Source organism: Bacteroidales bacterium (assembly GCA_035299085.1).
Taxonomy (GTDB): Bacteria; Bacteroidota; Bacteroidia; order Bacteroidales; family UBA10428; genus UBA5072.
Genome location: DATGXG010000040.1, coordinates 31,532 through 47,586, shown reverse-complemented (window position 1 = coordinate 47,586; position 16,055 = coordinate 31,532). Strand labels below are relative to the sequence as shown.

22 protein-coding genes and 1 riboswitch are annotated in these 16,055 nt (G+C 44.6%); of the genes, 14 read left to right on the top strand and 8 right to left on the bottom strand.

The genetic code is table 11. From position 1 onward, the window contains the following. Positions 1–39 precede the first annotated feature (39 nt). From VK179_13215 to yidD, 11 genes are all read left to right on the top strand, one after another. Entirely contained in the window at positions 40–900 is an 861-nt protein-coding gene (locus VK179_13215) for an aldo/keto reductase (protein ID HLO59700.1), read from the top strand. Positions 901–920: 20 nt separating this feature from the next. After that, a riboswitch (molybdenum cofactor riboswitch) is annotated at positions 921–1,055 on the top strand. Beyond that, positions 1,046–1,771 carry a sulfite exporter TauE/SafE family protein gene (locus tag VK179_13210; protein ID HLO59699.1) on the top strand — a complete coding sequence of 242 codons (726 nt, stop codon included), beginning with the start codon at positions 1,046–1,048 and terminating at the stop codon, positions 1,769–1,771. Its footprint overlaps the riboswitch before it by 10 nt. 2 nt (positions 1,772–1,773) lie before the next feature. Continuing rightward, positions 1,774–2,292, top strand: coding sequence for a hypothetical protein (locus VK179_13205; GenBank protein HLO59698.1), 519 nt, complete (start codon positions 1,774–1,776; stop codon positions 2,290–2,292). After that, positions 2,274–3,461: a gephyrin-like molybdotransferase Glp gene (glp, locus tag VK179_13200; GenBank protein ID HLO59697.1), complete on the top strand. Its 1,188-nt coding sequence runs from the start codon at positions 2,274–2,276 to the stop codon at positions 3,459–3,461. The genes VK179_13205 and glp overlap by 19 nt, the downstream gene beginning before the upstream one ends. After that, the gene (locus VK179_13195; protein HLO59696.1) at positions 3,445–4,245 is read left to right on the top strand and encodes a radical SAM protein; all 801 of its coding nucleotides are present in this window, start codon (positions 3,445–3,447) and stop codon (positions 4,243–4,245) included. Before glp ends, VK179_13195 begins: the two co-directional genes overlap by 17 nt. A 226-nt stretch (positions 4,246–4,471) precedes the next feature. Next, positions 4,472–4,927, top strand: coding sequence for a cyclic pyranopterin monophosphate synthase MoaC (moaC, locus tag VK179_13190; GenBank protein ID HLO59695.1), 456 nt, complete (start codon positions 4,472–4,474; stop codon positions 4,925–4,927). 1 nt (position 4,928) lies between these two features. Next, positions 4,929–5,867, top strand: a complete 939-nt coding sequence (locus tag VK179_13185) for a molybdenum cofactor synthesis domain-containing protein (protein HLO59694.1) — start codon at positions 4,929–4,931, stop codon at positions 5,865–5,867. Continuing rightward, complete coding sequence (locus VK179_13180; GenBank protein ID HLO59693.1) at positions 5,842–6,426, top strand: molybdenum cofactor guanylyltransferase; 585 nt, start codon at positions 5,842–5,844, stop codon at positions 6,424–6,426. The genes VK179_13185 and VK179_13180 overlap by 26 nt, the downstream gene beginning before the upstream one ends. 31 nt (positions 6,427–6,457) lie before the next feature. Then, a complete protein-coding gene (locus tag VK179_13175; GenBank protein HLO59692.1) occupies positions 6,458–8,473 on the top strand; it encodes a monovalent cation:proton antiporter family protein in 2,016 nt (671 codons plus the stop codon). Then, complete coding sequence (locus VK179_13170) at positions 8,470–8,880, top strand: 6-carboxytetrahydropterin synthase (protein HLO59691.1); 411 nt, start codon at positions 8,470–8,472, stop codon at positions 8,878–8,880. Before VK179_13175 ends, VK179_13170 begins: the two co-directional genes overlap by 4 nt. A gap of 1 nt (position 8,881) precedes the next feature. Then, on the top strand, positions 8,882–9,163 hold the full coding sequence (yidD, locus tag VK179_13165; GenBank protein ID HLO59690.1) for a membrane protein insertion efficiency factor YidD: 282 nt from the start codon (positions 8,882–8,884) through the stop codon (positions 9,161–9,163). Positions 9,164–9,265: 102 nt separating this feature from the next. Here the strand turns inward: yidD and VK179_13160 are convergent, their stop codons facing one another. Beyond that, a complete protein-coding gene (locus VK179_13160) occupies positions 9,266–9,466 on the bottom strand; it encodes a hypothetical protein (protein ID HLO59689.1) in 201 nt (66 codons plus the stop codon). Between the two features lie 23 nt (positions 9,467–9,489). After that, positions 9,490–9,966 carry an HIT family protein gene (locus VK179_13155; GenBank protein ID HLO59688.1) on the bottom strand — a complete coding sequence of 159 codons (477 nt, stop codon included), beginning with the start codon at positions 9,964–9,966 and terminating at the stop codon, positions 9,490–9,492. An 83-nt stretch (positions 9,967–10,049) separates the two neighbouring features. Between VK179_13155 and VK179_13150 the strand changes: the two genes are divergently transcribed. Beyond that, positions 10,050–10,703, top strand: coding sequence for an HAD family phosphatase (locus tag VK179_13150; GenBank protein HLO59687.1), 654 nt, complete (start codon positions 10,050–10,052; stop codon positions 10,701–10,703). Positions 10,704–10,853: 150 nt separating this feature from the next. On the opposite strand, the gene ssb is transcribed toward VK179_13150, so the two are convergent. Then, positions 10,854–11,207: a single-stranded DNA-binding protein gene (gene ssb, locus VK179_13145; GenBank protein ID HLO59686.1), complete on the bottom strand. Its 354-nt coding sequence runs from the start codon at positions 11,205–11,207 to the stop codon at positions 10,854–10,856. Between the two features lie 180 nt (positions 11,208–11,387). Here ssb and VK179_13140 point away from each other — a divergent pair, with 180 nt between their 5' ends. Further along, a complete protein-coding gene (locus VK179_13140) occupies positions 11,388–11,744 on the top strand; it encodes a DUF2116 family Zn-ribbon domain-containing protein (protein ID HLO59685.1) in 357 nt (118 codons plus the stop codon). 13 nt (positions 11,745–11,757) lie between these two features. On the opposite strand, the gene VK179_13135 is transcribed toward VK179_13140, so the two are convergent. The 5 genes from VK179_13135 to rsmA all read right to left on the bottom strand — a co-directional run bounded on the left by VK179_13135 (position 11,758) and on the right by rsmA (position 14,753). Next, positions 11,758–11,982, bottom strand: coding sequence for a hypothetical protein (locus VK179_13135; protein ID HLO59684.1), 225 nt, complete (start codon positions 11,980–11,982; stop codon positions 11,758–11,760). Positions 11,983–11,996: 14 nt separating this feature from the next. Continuing rightward, positions 11,997–12,368, bottom strand: coding sequence for a DUF1987 domain-containing protein (locus VK179_13130; GenBank protein HLO59683.1), 372 nt, complete (start codon positions 12,366–12,368; stop codon positions 11,997–11,999). A 163-nt stretch (positions 12,369–12,531) separates the two neighbouring features. Further along, positions 12,532–12,945, bottom strand: a complete 414-nt coding sequence (gene mscL, locus VK179_13125) for a large-conductance mechanosensitive channel protein MscL (protein HLO59682.1) — start codon at positions 12,943–12,945, stop codon at positions 12,532–12,534. A gap of 19 nt (positions 12,946–12,964) precedes the next feature. Further along, positions 12,965–13,882, bottom strand: a complete 918-nt coding sequence (locus VK179_13120) for a DUF3078 domain-containing protein (GenBank protein ID HLO59681.1) — start codon at positions 13,880–13,882, stop codon at positions 12,965–12,967. Positions 13,883–13,982: 100 nt separating this feature from the next. Beyond that, on the bottom strand, positions 13,983–14,753 hold the full coding sequence (gene rsmA / locus VK179_13115; GenBank protein ID HLO59680.1) for a 16S rRNA (adenine(1518)-N(6)/adenine(1519)-N(6))-dimethyltransferase RsmA: 771 nt from the start codon (positions 14,751–14,753) through the stop codon (positions 13,983–13,985). A 51-nt stretch (positions 14,754–14,804) separates the two neighbouring features. Between rsmA and VK179_13110 the strand changes: the two genes are divergently transcribed. Beyond that, on the top strand, positions 14,805–15,986 hold the full coding sequence (locus tag VK179_13110) for a PatB family C-S lyase (GenBank protein HLO59679.1): 1,182 nt from the start codon (positions 14,805–14,807) through the stop codon (positions 15,984–15,986). Positions 15,987–16,055 lie beyond the last annotated feature (69 nt).

Genomic DNA, 16,055 nt, shown 5'->3' with positions numbered 1-16,055 from the left:
TTATAAATTTAAATACATAAACCTATCCCGAATAAGCATATGGATCGCAGAAGTTTCATCAAGGGTGCTGCCGTAACGGCAAGCGTGGCCGCAATGGCTCCAATGAGTTTAAAGGCTGTTCCTGAACCCGGTAAAAAGTATATATCCGATAAAGTTATTCTTGGCGATACAGGTATCCAGGTTTCAAGAATGGCCATGGGAACCGGAACAAACGGCTGGGCACAGAATTCAAATCAGACCCGCCAGCTGGGTGTAAGCGGTGTGGCTGATTTGCTGCAGGCTGCCTATGACAGGGGAGTGATCTTCTGGGATTCAGCTGATCAGTACGGCTCACATCCGCACCTGAAAGAGGCTCTGAAAAGGGTCCCCCGTGAAAAGGTTGTGATCCTTTCCAAAACCCACGCTTCCACCGAAGAAGAAATGAAGGCAGACCTCGACAGGTTCAGAAAGGAATTGGGCACCGATTATATTGATATACTCCTGCTGCATTGCATGGTGAACAAGGACTGGCCAAAAGAAAAAGCAGGTGCCATGGAAGTGCTCGAACAGGCACGCCAGAAAAAGATAATTAAAGCACACGGCGTTTCATGCCATACGTTGGAAGCCCTTAAAACCGCCGCTGAAACTCCCTGGGTTCAGATTGACCTGGCACGGATCAATCCGGCCGGCGTTTCCATGGACGATAAGGTACCCACTGTTGTACCCATCTTAAAGCAAATGAAACAATCCGGTAAGGTTATCATGGGTATGAAAATATTCGGTGTGGGTAAACTGATCGACCGCAAGGATGAATGTATTAAGTACGCGCTGGCACAGGATTATATGTCGTGCTTTACAATAGGTATTGAAAGTCTCGACCAGTTCCTCGATCTCGAAAAACGTTTTCCCGAATTATCCTGACGATTAAAAAATAGTTTATTTTTACGCTGTTTCTCCGAGTTTTCATTTCTAAATGTCAATCACATGAACTGAAAACCGATGGGTTCAGACGGAAACGACTGAGCCTCCCGATGGAGTCATTCCTGAATTTGGAAAGGAGATCAGTATGGAATACCTGTTTATTGCATTGCTATTTGTAATAGCATTCCTTTATTCTTCCGTGGGCCACGGCGGAGCCAGTGGTTATCTTGCTTTAATGGCACTATTCAGTGTTGCCCCGGTACTTATGAAATCCACTTCACTTACCCTCAACATCTTTGTTTCAGCTATTTCTTTCATAGCCTTTACAAAGGCAGGCTATTTTAAGTGGCGGCTCGTGTTGCCGTTTGTTGTATCATCTGTACCCATGGCCTTCCTGGGTGCATCTTTTCCTGTCCGCCCACAGGTATATGAAATGATACTGGCGGTATTCCTTCTGTTTGCAGTAGCCCGTATGTTGTTTGTGCCCGGCGCGATAACCGATAAACCTTCGGAACCTCCGGTGTTCATAGCGCTATTAATCGGAGCCGTGCTTGGCTTCTTTTCAGGTATGATCGGTATAGGAGGGGGAATTATTCTGAGTCCTCTGCTGATTCTTTTTCATTGGGCGAAAGTAAAAGAATCTGCTGCCGTTTCATCGTTGTTCATCTTTCTAAATTCTTTATCCGGTATGGCAGCCATTATGATGAAAGGTTTTCAGTATGATGAAAGGCTTGTTGTGTGGATTATTACAGGAATTCTCGGCGGAATAGCCGGCTCCTGGATGGGAAGCAAAAAGCTTCAGCAGGGAAAACTGAAATATATTCTTGCAGCCGTGTTGCTCATGGCCAGTATTAAATTGTTTGTATACTGAAAATGGAAGATTATTATTTTCCCCGGATTCTTTTGATTGCAGGTAACGGACGTGAATCAGGCAAAACAACGCTTGCCTGCCGTCTCATCAGCCGGATTGGTGCTATTGCCCCGGTTGTTGCAATCAAGATAAGTCCGCATAAACATGAAGGTTCAAACGGAATTTCAATAGTTGAGGAGGACAGCCGGACTTCAGGAAAAGACAGCGCCAGGATGCTTGCTGCAGGAGCACTCCAATCATTATATATCATGGCGGATGATAAGGAACTCACTGAACTGGTTCCGTTGCTGTCAGAATTGTCGGTAAACCATTATATCATTTGTGAATCGGGAGGGCTAAGACATGTGATTAAACCCGGGCTTTTTGTGATAGTGAATGAAAGCGGCCGGAAACAAATCAAAGCCTCACTGGAACCGTTAACAGCATATGATCATTTGTGGATGGATTTTAACGGGACGGCTTTTATTCCGGAAGAAAAAAACATATATACAGAAAACGATCAATGGCAGTTCAGAAAATGAGATCATACGAAGAAGCGCTTGAAATAATTAACCGGCTCCCGGTATCGCTTACAGCTGAAATGGTTGATTTAACCGCCTGTCTGGGAAGAGTGCTGGCAAAGAATGTATTGTCGGACACCGATATGCCCCCGTTCAATAAGTCGGCAATGGATGGTTACGCCTGCCGGTTTTCCGACCTTTCCGGGATTCTCAAGATAGTTGAGGAGCTTCCTGCCGGCAAAAAACCTCAGAAGAAAATCGGCCCGGGGCAGTGTGCGCGTATCATGACGGGTGGGATGATTCCGGAAGGTGCCGATTTTGTACTGATGAAGGAGCATGCCGTTATCCAGGGTGACCTCGTTCGGTGTGTTGTCGAACCGGGCAGCAGCAATATCTGCTGCCAGGGTGAAGATGTGAGAGAAGGTGATGTGGTTGTGCCTGCCGGTGCAAAGCTTCTTCCTGCACATGTTGCCATGCTTGCAGCAACCGGATGTATCATGCCTGAGGTGTATAAAACTCCTGAAGTGGCCATCATATCAACCGGAACGGAACTCACCGAACCGGATGTAAAACCCGGTTCCGGCCGGATCAGGAACAGTAACGGGTACCAGATTCTTGCACAATGCATCCAGTATGGCGCTATAACGAGTTACCTGGGAATTGTGGAAGACGAAAAAGATAAAATCTCCCATATCATTTCATCCGCCCTTGAATCATTTAAAGTAATCTTAGTTTCAGGTGGTGTGTCGGTGGGCGATTATGATTATATTCCTGATGTGCTGAAAGAACTGGGTGCCGAAACATTGTTTCACGGACTTAATATGAAGCCGGGCAAACACTTTTTGCTTGCCCGCAAAGAGGACAGGTACATTGCCTGTCTTCCCGGAAACCCCGTTTCGTCATACGTTATATTTGAAGTTTTTGTAAGACCTCTTCTGAACCGTCTTACCGGATGCATAGAACCGCTCAGAAGAATGCTGATGCCCCTTGAAAGCTCTTACAAAAGGAAAAAATCGGATAGCCTGTTTTTTATTCCTGTAAGAATCACCTGGCAGGGAACCGCCCTGCCGCTTGAATACCACGGTTCGGCTCATATCCAGGCTTACACTATGGCTGATGGAATTATGGAAGTTCCTGAAGGCATTTCAGAGTATTATAAAGGTCAATTGGTTTATGTACGACCAGTATAACCGACATATTCATTACCTGAGGATCTCGGTGACCGACCGCTGTAACCTGCGTTGCCGGTACTGTATGCCTGAAGATGGGATTCAGCTGATGAACCATGAGGATATCCTTTCCTTTGAAGAAATCAGGAATGTGGTTGAGGTGGCGGTATCAATGGGTATTGATAAAATCAGGATCACCGGGGGTGAACCCCTCGTCAGAAAAGGAATTGTTGATCTGGTTGCCATGCTGGCGTCGGTTAAAGGTATAAACGATCTGGCCATGACGACAAACGGCGTGCTGTTGGACAAATTCGCCGGGCCGCTTAAAATGGCAGGTTTGCAGAGGGTTAATATAAGTCTGGATACGACCGATCCTGAGCGGTACAGCTATATCACCAGGGGTGGAGAAATTGCCGATGTGTACAGGGGAATAGATAAAGCCCTTGAAGCAGGACTGACACCAGTGAAAATAAACTGTGTTACAGGCCTCAGTTCAACTGAAGAAGACGCACATCTGGTAAAGGAATTTGCCCATAAAAAGGGATTGGAAGTAAGGTTTATACGGCAAATGGACCTGAAATCGGGTGAGTTCTCAATTGTTGAAGGCGGTGAAGGCGGTAACTGTTCTGTCTGCAACCGATTAAGGCTTACTGCCAACGGAAGGATCAAGCCTTGTCTTTTCAGTGAAAATGAATATTCAGTGAGAGAACTGGGTGCTGAGAAAGCTTTTTCAGAAGCGCTCAATGCCAAACCACTGAAAGGCTGCTTTAACCGTAAAGGGGCATTTTATAATATTGGGGGATGAACACTGCCGTCATTGCGAGGAGCCAGAATATTGAATTCATTATGAAGTATGTAAATGCGACGAAGCAATCTGCACGAACAGGAAGGGCGATGCCAAAAGAGTCACACTTAGCAAGGGTTTTCCTGTGCTGGCAGATTGCTTCGTCGCCATAAATATTATTATAATCAAGAATCAGTCAAGCTCCTCGCAATGACGGCTTTTACTAACACTAACAGACAAACAGACTATGAAGCTATCCCATACAACCGAAACAGGAAAAGCCCGCATGGTGGATGTGGGCAATAAGGTTGTGGTAAAGAGAATTGCCAGGGCCACGGGATTTATCAAAATCAGTGATGAAGCCCTTGCTCTTGTCAAAGATAATGCCATGATAAAAGGCGATGTACTCACTGTTGCTGAAATTGCAGGCGTTCAGGCTGCCAAATCAACGTCATCACTTATTCCCCTGTCGCACAACATCAGTCTGGATCATATTTCGGTGATCGCCTCCGTTGAAGAGGGCGGCGTGCAGATCATCAGCGAAGTTTCATGCACGGGCAAAACGGGTGTCGAAATGGAAGCCCTTTCTGCCGTTAGCGTGGCACTGCTTACCGTTTATGATATGTGCAAAGCAGTGGATAAGCAAATGGAGATTGTTACCATACGGCTGATTGAAAAGAAAAAATCCGCAATCATTGCATAACATGGAACCTATCAAAGTTGTTTCGGTAAACATTTCGAAACAGAAAGGAACGGTCAAAGAACCGGTTGAAAAGATTGAGCTTAATGATAAAGGCATAGTGAGCGATGCCCATGCCGGTTCTTGGCACAGGCAGGTCAGCCTGCTGGGGCTCGAAAGCATTGAAAAAATGAATCAGGCCTTCGGCAGACCTTATCATTTTGGTGAATTCGCAGAGAATATCACCACGTTGGGTTATCCGTTGTTTTCAATGCACCCCCTCGACAGGCTGACAAGCGGTGACCTCGAATTACAGGTAACCCAGATAGGGAAGAAATGTCATGGCGACAACTGTGCCATATTCAGGCAAACCGGGGATTGCGTGATGCCCCGTGAAGGCATATTCTGTCGTGTAATCCGTGGTGGTACCCTGAGGCCGGGTAATGAGCTGATTTACGAGCCCAAAACTCTTGTTGTTAAGATTGTCACTCTGAGTGACCGAGCATATTCCGGAGAATATGCCGATGAAAGCGGACCGGCAATTCATGAAATGATGCGGAAATATCTTGAATCAACCGGCAGGCCTGTATCTTTCGAACTTAAAATTATCCCGGATGAAGCGGATGTACTAAAAGAGCTTTTAAGCGGGCATATTACAGGCAAAGCTGATTTCATCATTACTACAGGTGGTACCGGCATTGGTCCACGCGATATCACACCTGAAGTGCTAAAGCCGATGCTCGTTAAGGAAATACCGGGTATCATGGAACTGATCCGAGTAAAATACGGCATGCAGTTTCCAAATGCCTTGCTGAGCCGCAGTATTGCCGGTGTGGCAGGGAAAAGCCTTATCTATGCCCTTCCGGGAAGTCCCAAGGCCGTACGTGAATACATGGCCGAAATATTGCCGACAATGGAGCACTCACTGATGATGCTTTATGGAATTGACAAGCACGGGAAATGAAAGGATAACCGGTATCGTTCTTGCCGGTGGCAAAAGCAGTCGCATGGGAACCGACAAAGCCCTGTTGCTATACAAGGGGATGCCTCTTGTAACTCATGCTGTTTCATTACTCAGTCAGGTATGTTCAAAAGTTATCATCAGTGCAAATAAGACCGAATATGCATTCACAGGTTGTGAAGTATTCCCCGATGAGTTTTCAATAAACGCATCAATGGCTGGGATCTGGACGGCCCTTTTACACTCTATAACAGAATGGAACCTTGTTTTATCGTGCGATATGCCGCTCATTGACCCGGGTTTCATGCGCAGTATGCTTGACAGGAAAGCCGGTTACGATGTAGTTGTTCCTGTACATGAAGACGGAAGCCTCGAGCCATTGTGCGCATTATATAATAAAAGAGTTATAGATGGATTAAACCGTTGTTTGTCGGAAGGACAATACAGCATGCGGGATTTCATTATGCAATCGACATACACGTTGATTCACACGGGAAGCAGCCGGCCGATGTTTTTGAATGTTAATACCGAACAGGATTTTATCTTGCTTAACAAATCCTGACGACGTATCTTTATAGGCAAAACCACGCATTATGGAACTCGGCCTTCTTAAAGCCATAGTGATCATCTTTGCTCTCTCGACCGTGGTGAATTATGTATTCTCGAAAATTAAAGTTCCCACCATCCTTGGTTACCTGATGACGGGCATCATTGCCGGCCCATATGCCCTTGGTATCATAGGTGAACATAACAATATCAAGCTTGTATCCGAAATCGGAGTGGTAATGCTCCTGTTTAGCATCGGAATAGAATTCTCACTGAACCATCTTCTGAAGATCAGGAAAATAGTCTTTCTGGGTGGTTTCCTGCAACTTGTTTTTACGGTTGTGGTTACCATGTTCATAGCCCGGATGTACGAATTACAATGGAAGGGCTCTCTTTTCATGGGTTTCCTTGTGGCGCTGAGCAGCACCGCCATAGTGCTTAAAATATTGCAGGAGCGTTCGGAGTTAACCTCCAATTACGGGCGCACTGTTCTGGGCATCCTGATCTTCCAGGACCTGCTGCTTGTTCCGCTGCTTTTGTTTACACCTATCCTTGGCGGACAACATGCTGAAACGGGTTCTTTGTGGTTTCTGGCGCTGAAAGCTGTGGCTATTGTAGTATTTATTTATGTCGGGAATCGCTGGTTGATGCCAAGGCTTCTTCATGCCATAGCGCTTACGAAAAACCAGGAACTGTTTATGATGGCCCTGCTCCTGATTTGTCTCAGCGTAGCTTTTCTTACGGCAAAGATGGGTATGTCGCTTGCTTTCGGTGCGTTCCTTGCCGGGTTGATGATTTCTGATACCGATTACAGTCAGAGCGCATTCGGAAACCTTATACCACTCAAAGATCTGTTTGTAAGTTTCTTTTTCATTTCCGTCGGTATTTTGCTTGACCTGCGGTTTGTGGCTGATCATCCGGGCCTGGTTATTCTGACCGTCTTCCTTGTTGTGTTTTTTAAGTCAATTCTGGCTTCAACCACGGCATTTCTGCTGGGACATACATTCAGGGGTACCATCATGGTGGGTATTGCACTGAGCCAGGTCGGGGAATTCTCATTTTTGCTGGCCTCACTAGGATTGACATACAGTTTGCTAACCCCATTCCATTACCAGTTATTCCTTGCAGTGGCGGTGATTTCAATGGCACTTACCCCGCTGCTGATGAAATTTTCACGACCTTTTTCCGAATTCCTTCTCAGGCGTCTGAATCTTCCGAAAAAGGTGGTGGAAGGAATTTTTCCGTTGCCGGAAATCGATATTCCTGAAATCAGGGGGCACCTTGTTTTTATTGGAAAAGATTCAAGAGCATTGAACCTGGCAAAAATGGCGAGACAGTTTAAACTCCCCTACGTTTCAGTAATTTTTGATCCCGAAGAGGTGCGGAAACGCCAATTAAAAGGTGAACATGTGGTTTATGGCGATGCAGTAAACGAGCCGATTTTACTGAAAGCGTATACCGATAAAGCAGATATTGTAGTCATTTCAATAGGGAATATGATAACGGCGATGGCTGTGATTGAAAATGTAAGGACTCTTAATGCCAATGCCTATATAATAGTTCGCACCAAGCGGGTTGAAGACATTGAAGATCTATACGCAGCCGGTGCCAATAAAGTCATACCCGAGGAATTTGAAACCTCAATCGAGTTGTTCGACAGGGTGCTGGCAAAACTGCTGATACCACGCCGTGAGATCGATCAGCTGATTAACCGCATCCGCAATGATAATTACGGGATTTTCCAGGAGAAAAACGGCAAATCGGACCTGGCAACGTTGAAAGACCTGGCGAACATTGAAATCACCGCGGTAAAGGTGGATGACAGATCTCCGGTTATAGGAAAAAGTCTTGTTGAAATGCAGCTCCGCAATACATACGGGGTAACCATAGCAGCCATGGTGCGCCGGAAAGAACTGTATGACAATCCCGACCCGGAAACACTGATTGAAAAAGGAGATCTTGTATATCTGATGGGAAGGCCGGAAAACATCCTGGATGCTGCCACGTTATTTGAAAAGAAGAGACCGGTATCAGAAGTAATGACTAAATCAATTGAATCATGAAAGTCACAGTGTGTCGTGAAGCGCATTTCAATGCGGCTCACCGGATCTATAATAAATCATGGGATGACCGGAAAAACGAGGAAATATTCGGATTATGCAGTCTCCCCAATTACCATGGCCATAATTATGACCTTGTAGTGAAACTCACCGGGGAAGTGGATCCTGAAACGGGTTACGTTTTTGATATGAAGAAACTGAAGGATATAGTGGATGAACATGTTGTAAACCGGTATGATCACAAGAACCTTAACCTGGATGTACCCGAATTTGCCGATACCATTCCATCCGCTGAAAATATTGCCGTAAGCATATGGAACATAATCCGGCAGCAAATCAGCAAAGCCTACACCATACAGGTTGTGCTATACGAGACTCCCCGTAATTTCGTGGAATATTCAGGCGATTAGTATGAAAATACTGAATAACCTGCAAAAGGGTATTATCTGGTTAATGATCATTCCGATCCGCATTTACCAGTATGCGATTTCGCCTTTGTTGCCCAAGACCTGCAGGCATATCCCCTCCTGTTCGTCATATGCCATTGACGCTCTGAAGATTCACGGCATTTTCAAGGGCAGCCTGCTGGCCATCTGGCGCATTTTACGATGTAATCCCTGGGGCACACACGGGTATGACCCGGTGCCACCGAAGGGGAAATGGTATTCAGCAATCGGGCGGCAGAGACTTTAGGGACGATTGTGACGATAGGGCCTTAAGGACGCTCCGTTGTCAGCATCCGGCATCCAGTCACCAGCCACCAGTCACCAGTCACTAATCACTAATCACTAATCACTAATCACTCTTCTTACATCCCTGAAAGGCGAGTACGCTTAAAATGCCCAGCAGGAGGAAGCTGTTGGCGACAATGAAAAAGTTGGCTTCATGCCTTACGCCGAGTAAATTATTGCCGAGAAGAAGGGAGACTGCTCCGAGAATCATTAGCATCAAGGCCAAAATAGCACAAATCCAGGCTGACAGTTTTAATAATTTCATGGTGTGAAATGTTAAGGTGAATATTAGGATATTGTGGTTGCAATTCGTTTTAATTCGGTCACAATTTGTTCCATGGCTGCAGGATTCAGCCTGGCTCGTTCTATACTGTCGATTATCACTTCGTCATTATCCTGTAGAAGCGGGTACCAATCGCCCGGTCTTTTCAGATCGCCCTTCAGCCTTGGAACAATGTGAAGATGAAGGTGCTCAATCGTTTGTCCCGCCTCAGGTTTTTCCTGTATTGACCAGTCGAATGAATCGGTATTGAAGGCTTTCATCAGGATTTTCACTGCTGTCCGGGCTGTTTCAAAAAAACGGTTAAGAGCCGTGTTATCTAGCGCCATAATTGATGTATAATGTGTGGCAGGGATAACGAGTGAATGACCGGGGAGTACAGGAGCGATGTTATATATTGCAATGAATTCGCCGTTCGAATAATAGGCAGATTGTCTCACTGATTCACTACAGAACGGGCAGCCGGTCATTTTTGATTCTTTCATCATTTTACTGCGAACAAATTCAGAAAAGGCAAGTTACATTAAAAAACGATATTTTTGTAATTACCTGTAATTTAAACTGTAGAATGCCTGTAAAACAATTTGATGCCATTATTTTCGATCTTGACGGGGTTATCATAAACAGTGAAGATCTGCATGCAGAAGCCAAGAGAATTACTCTGAACCGGTATGGCATTGATTATCCAGAAGGCATCTTCAATGAATTCAAGGGTAAAACCGACATGGCCTTCTGGAAATATGTATCGGCTGAACTTACGATCCATAAATATACAGCGGAAGAGATGGATGCATCCAAGAGAAAAACCTATTTCGGAATCATCCATGGGATGAGGCTTGTGGATGGGGCAATGGACTTCCTGGAACACGCCAGGAAAATGTTCAGACAAACGGCTGTCGTTACTTCAGCCACCAAAGCTGATCTGATGGCGGCGGAAGAAAAATTCGGGTTCCTTAAGTGGTTTGATGTGGTGCAGATGGGAGAGGATACGCAAAATCACAAACCTCATCCCGATCCCTATCTTATGGCCATCAGGAAACTTAATATAAAGCCTGCACAAGCGTTTGTTATCGAAGATTCTCCGAACGGGGTGCTTTCGGCAAAGGCAGCCGGCTGCTATGTGACCGGCATAACAACCGGATTTACAGAGGCCGAACTTACAACCGCCGGCGCTGATTTAGTAGTCGGATCATTTGCGGAGATCATCATCAACCTGAAATAACCTGACAGCGTCCGGAGGACCTGTCAGCGTTAGTTTCTTAGCATTATCTTGATACAGAAATCACTCTGATAGGTCTTTAAGATTCTGTCAGGTCATACTTAAACGACGCTGACAGGTCCTCCGGACGCTGTCAGGTCTTTCGTAACGTTTCTATTCCTCAGTTTCAGCTTCTTTCGGTTTCAGGAGCATGAAATCATTAAGCACCACTTCCGTAATAAATCTTTTCTTCCCTTCCTTATCCTCCCAAACCCTGTGTATAAGTTTTCCTTCAAGTGCAATGCCGGTTCCTTTCAGGAAATGCTTTTCGATCGTTTTCACAATCGGTCCCCATGCGACAATATTATGCCATTGCGTTTCGAGGATTTTCTTGCCGCTTGAATCACGATATGATTCACTGGTGGCCAAAGAAAACTTTGCCATCGACCTTCCGTTATCAAAGGTCCTGATTTCGGGGTTCTGACCGAGGTTACCGATCAACTGAACTTTGTTGCGTAAATTGTTCATAATACGTAAATTTAGATGTTAAAAAACTGTTGGTTTTAAGAGTTCAATTTGACAGTTCAAAGTAACCTACAGCCGGCGCGGTTATTCGGTTAATACGAGTTTATTGTCGTTTATAAGCGAAAGTAAATGTTTGTACACGTGTACAAACGATTATATATCAGAAATCCAATATGTTGCGTTATGGAGAAACACTGTCTTGAATGCGGCGAAATCCTGCATGGCCGCACCGATAAGAAATTTTGTTCCGACGCTTGCCGGAATACTTACAACAACAAGCTGAAAAGCGTGGCAGGCAGCCAGTATGTAAGAAAAATAAATGGTATTCTGAAGAGGAACAGGAATATCATGGCCTCCCTGAACCCTGAAGGGAAAATCAGGCTACACAGGTCACGGCTTGTAAAAAAGGGTTTTGACTTTGGCTTTATAACCAATATCTACACCACACGAACCGGAACCGTGTACTATTTCTGTTATGACCAGGGTTATTTACCCCTTGAAAATGACTTTTATATGTTGGTAAGCAGGAAGGAAGATTAGGGTTTGAAAAGTCTTACCGGAGCTCTTCCAGCTTTATGCTGGAATTCGGCAAAACATTGCGGGGCGCCGGCTTGCCCAGTATCCTGTATGCCAGGTAACGTTTGCAGTTTTTATATTTTTTGTTAACCTGCAGGCAATACAGATCGCGGTATGTGAGACCTACAATTTCGTTATGAGTGAGATCGTTGACGTACACGGTACAATCTTCAATTATTGGACAAGTACAAGTTTTTTCCATAGTGTAATTTTAAATTAAACTCCTGTAAGTTCCTTGAACAGGAACCTGGCATTCTTTAATCGTTCTTCCAGGATTTGGCCTTTGAACAGGACGTCTTCATCATCTTGTTCAAAGCCCCAATATACAACAAACTCCTTCATGTTGTTCCGGGAGTCCAGCATTTTTAACATTTCCATCAGTCTTTTCATGGATGCCGTATTGAAATAATCCACTTCAATTGAAAAGTGAATGGTTTCAGCATCAAGTTCTTGTATCCACCGGATGAGAGGTTCATAAAAACCGGCAGCATCAATCATAAGAGATCTTCCTTTTATTGAAAGCACGCCCGAAGGATTGAAATCCACAAGGGGTGAGTAATTGGAAGGGGGCAATGAAATGATCTCCATGGGATAATGAAATGTTCAATACAAGTATATGAAATAAATGTATTCTGCACTTTTTTTTCTGATGAAACGAACGATTTCAATGATAACAGATTTATTATCGTTGAGTAATTGATGAATAGGGAATGAAATATAAAAAAACCCCGGTATTTCCGGGGTTCTTTTTTTACTTTTTCAGAAGGTCTCTGATTTCTGTAAGCAGTTTTTCCTCGGTAGTGGGTGCCGGAGGAACAGCTGGTGCTGCCTCTTCTTTCTTTTTAAGGCTGTTCATACCTTTAACCAGCATGAAAATAGCAAATGCCACTATGATAAAATCAATAATGGTTTGTACAAACACACCGTAATTCAGGGTAACTGCCTGTACTGCATTGCCGGCCGCATCGAGGGTTGCAGGTTTCAATACGGCTTTGAGTTCTGTGAAATCGACTCCGCCAATGGCAAGGCCGAGCGGTGGCATAAGCACATCATTTACGAGAGAACTCACGATTCTGCCAAAAGCAGCACCGATAATGATACCGACAGCCATGTCAACTACATTGCCTTTCATGGCAAACTGCTTGAATTCCTGTAAAATTTTCATTGGTTGTTTCTATTTAGGTTTAAAATTGAACGGACAAACCGATTGCAAGCACTTCCTTGAACTGGACTTTGGAATTGTATTCCTCGAAAACACCCGGATCAACTTCCTTTCTGATCGTTATATCCTGGTCGTATAACAGCTGTGTAGAAAGCGTGGCGGATATGTATTTATTTACCTTGAAAGAAAGCATGGTTTCCCAGTTCACATCCACAACACCGAAGTCCTTCAGGTAATTGGTGAACAGATCAATCTTGGTCTGCAGGGCTACGTTTTCCATCAGGTTTTTCTGATAGGATGCCCTTATATATCCTCCGAATTCAGCCTTTGTGTGGTCACCCGGGTCTACGCCGAATGCACCGGCTTCGGCCGGTACGTCATCACTAACAATTGTCAGCTTATAGGTGAGCGGGGCAAAGAACAGGGTAAAATTGGGCAGCGGTACATAATCGAGTCCGACTGCAAACAACAAATATCCCGGCGAAAGGAAGTCGGAGATTTTTACACTGTCGTTCGGGTAATTGTAACCGGTTGCCATTTGTGTTCTGAAATTGAACAGTCCGGCTGCATATAGTTTGTTTGTTAATTCCCGGCCATACTTGGATGTAAGATCGATCCGGTCATCGGTTTTCCACCAGCCGGTTGACTTCTGTTTTAATGTTCCGTATCCTAAAATCAAGTAATTTTCCCAGAGTGTTTTTTCCTGTTTATTGTGTGCATATATATTCAGCAGGCCGTTAACAGCCATAGAACTCTGACCTCCGGCGGCCCAGTTTGTCAATGAAGTCTGCGCGGTACTTATATTTACCACACCTCCTTTTTTCCATCCGATAAGGGTATCGGCTGTTCTTGTTTTAAGTGTTTTTTCGCCGTCTATCACCTGGCTGAATGTCACTGAAACAAAACATAACAGGATAAATAAAACAATAGATTTTTTCATAGTTGATTAGCTTGGTTAGTAACTTGTGATTTCCGAGTAATCAAAAATACCTAATTTCTGAGATATGTTAATATGCATTCCCGAAAACATCCGGAAATCCTTAACCTTCCTTTTCTATCAATAACGTAAGTCGCACAAAATCACCCACCCCAAGTTGTTCAGGCCGATTCTGCAGAATAGGATCTCCCGGATCATCGGGTAACAAACTTTTAACTGAATTCCGGAGGGTCTTGCGGCGCTGGTTAAACGCCGTTTTCACCACTTTCTTAAATAACTCTTCGTTGCAACCGAGCTGGTTGTTTTGATTGCGGGTAAGCCTGATTACAGCCGACTGCACTTTGGGAGGAGGGATAAATACCTGGGGAGGAACTGTAAACAGGTATTCGATGTTGTACCAGGCTTGCAACAGAACACTCAGAATACCATAATCCCTGCTTCCTGGTGGTGACGCCAGTCGCACTGCCACTTCTTTCTGGATCATGCAAACGGTTTCCTTAACAAGGTCTTTATTTTCAAGAATTTTAAAGAACAGCTGACTTGAAATGTTATAGGGAAAATTGCCGATCACTGCAAAAGGTTCATCGTAAATCGAACTCAGATCGGTTTTCAGTGCATCAGCCCTTATTATTTTATCAGCGGAACCAGGAAACCGGCCCTGCAGGTAGTCAATTGATTCGTTGTCAATTTCAAGAAAGCGGATTTCTTTATTTTGCAATTCAAGCAAAAATTCAGTGAGCACTCCCATACCCGGACCAATTTCGATCAGATTATTGTAGCCGTTCCATGTTAATCCGGCAATAATTTTCCGGGCTATGTTTTTATCGGTCAGAAAGTGCTGACCAAGGCTTTTCTTAGGTTTAACAGGGATCACGCAATGGTTTTGTACAAAAATACCTAAATTAGTGAACTGAATCCGAAGTGTATGCATTATAATTTTGATGAAATCGTTAACCGCGAGCAAACCGATTGTGTAAAATATGATCTGCGAAAAGTTGTATTCCGGAATGATTCGGTGATTCCGATGTGGGTGGCTGATATGGATTTCAGGACACCTGATTTTGTTATCGGGGCGATTCAGAAAAGGCTTGAACATGAAATTCTCGGTTACAGCATTACTCCGCATTCCTATTTCGATTCCATAGTTCAGTGGAACCTGCGCCATCACCAATGGAAGATCCAGCCGGGATGGATATCCTTTTCCCCGGGTGTGGTTCCGGCCCTGAGTCTGCTGATCATGACATACACCAACCCGGGCGATGGCATTATCATTCAACCGCCGGTGTATTTCCCTTTCTTTTCAGTAATCAGGAACCAAAACAGGCTGCTGGTTGAAAATCCGCTCCGCCTTGAAAACGGCCGGTATGAAATGGATTTTGATGACCTTGAAAGTAAGATCGGCAAAAATACCCGGATGATGTTTCTGTGCAGTCCCCATAACCCCGGAGGAATGGTCTGGCCGGCTGAAACTCTTAAAAAAGTGGCCGAAATCTGCATCCGCCACAATGTGCTTCTGATTTCTGATGAAATACATTCCGACCTGGTTTATCCAGCTTACAAGCATATTCCCACTGCCGGGCTTTCCGGTGAAATAGCAGCAAACACAATCACCTGCATGTCGCCCAGCAAAACGTTCAACCTGGCAGGGCTTTCATCGGCATATCTTGTCATTTCAAATCCTGAACTGAGAGAGCGTTATGAGAAAATGCTCGACCTGGTGCACGTGGGCGCAGGTAATATCTTTGGTTATGTTGCCACCGAAGCCGCCTATAATTACGGTGACGACTGGCTCCGGCAGCTGATGCAATACTTGCAGGGAAACCTCGACTTCCTTTCGGCATACATAAAAAGGCACATCCCATTGATCAAAGTGATGGTGCCTGAGGCCACCTATCTGGTGTGGCTTGATTGCAAAGGATTAGGGATGGGACCGGAAAAATTGAAATCGTTCATGATTCACGAGGCCGGGCTTGGTTTTAATGATGGACCCCAATTTGGCAGGGAAGGAGAGGGGTTCCAGAGGATCAATATCGGTTGTCCCCGTGTTATCCTTGAGCAGGCACTGCAAAAATTATCCTGCGCTATCGACAAGTATTTAAAAAAATAACAAACCTTTTTTTGAAAAAGTAGTAAGAGAATAGGTCAGTCATTTTTTTATTTTTTTTAAATTTCTTAA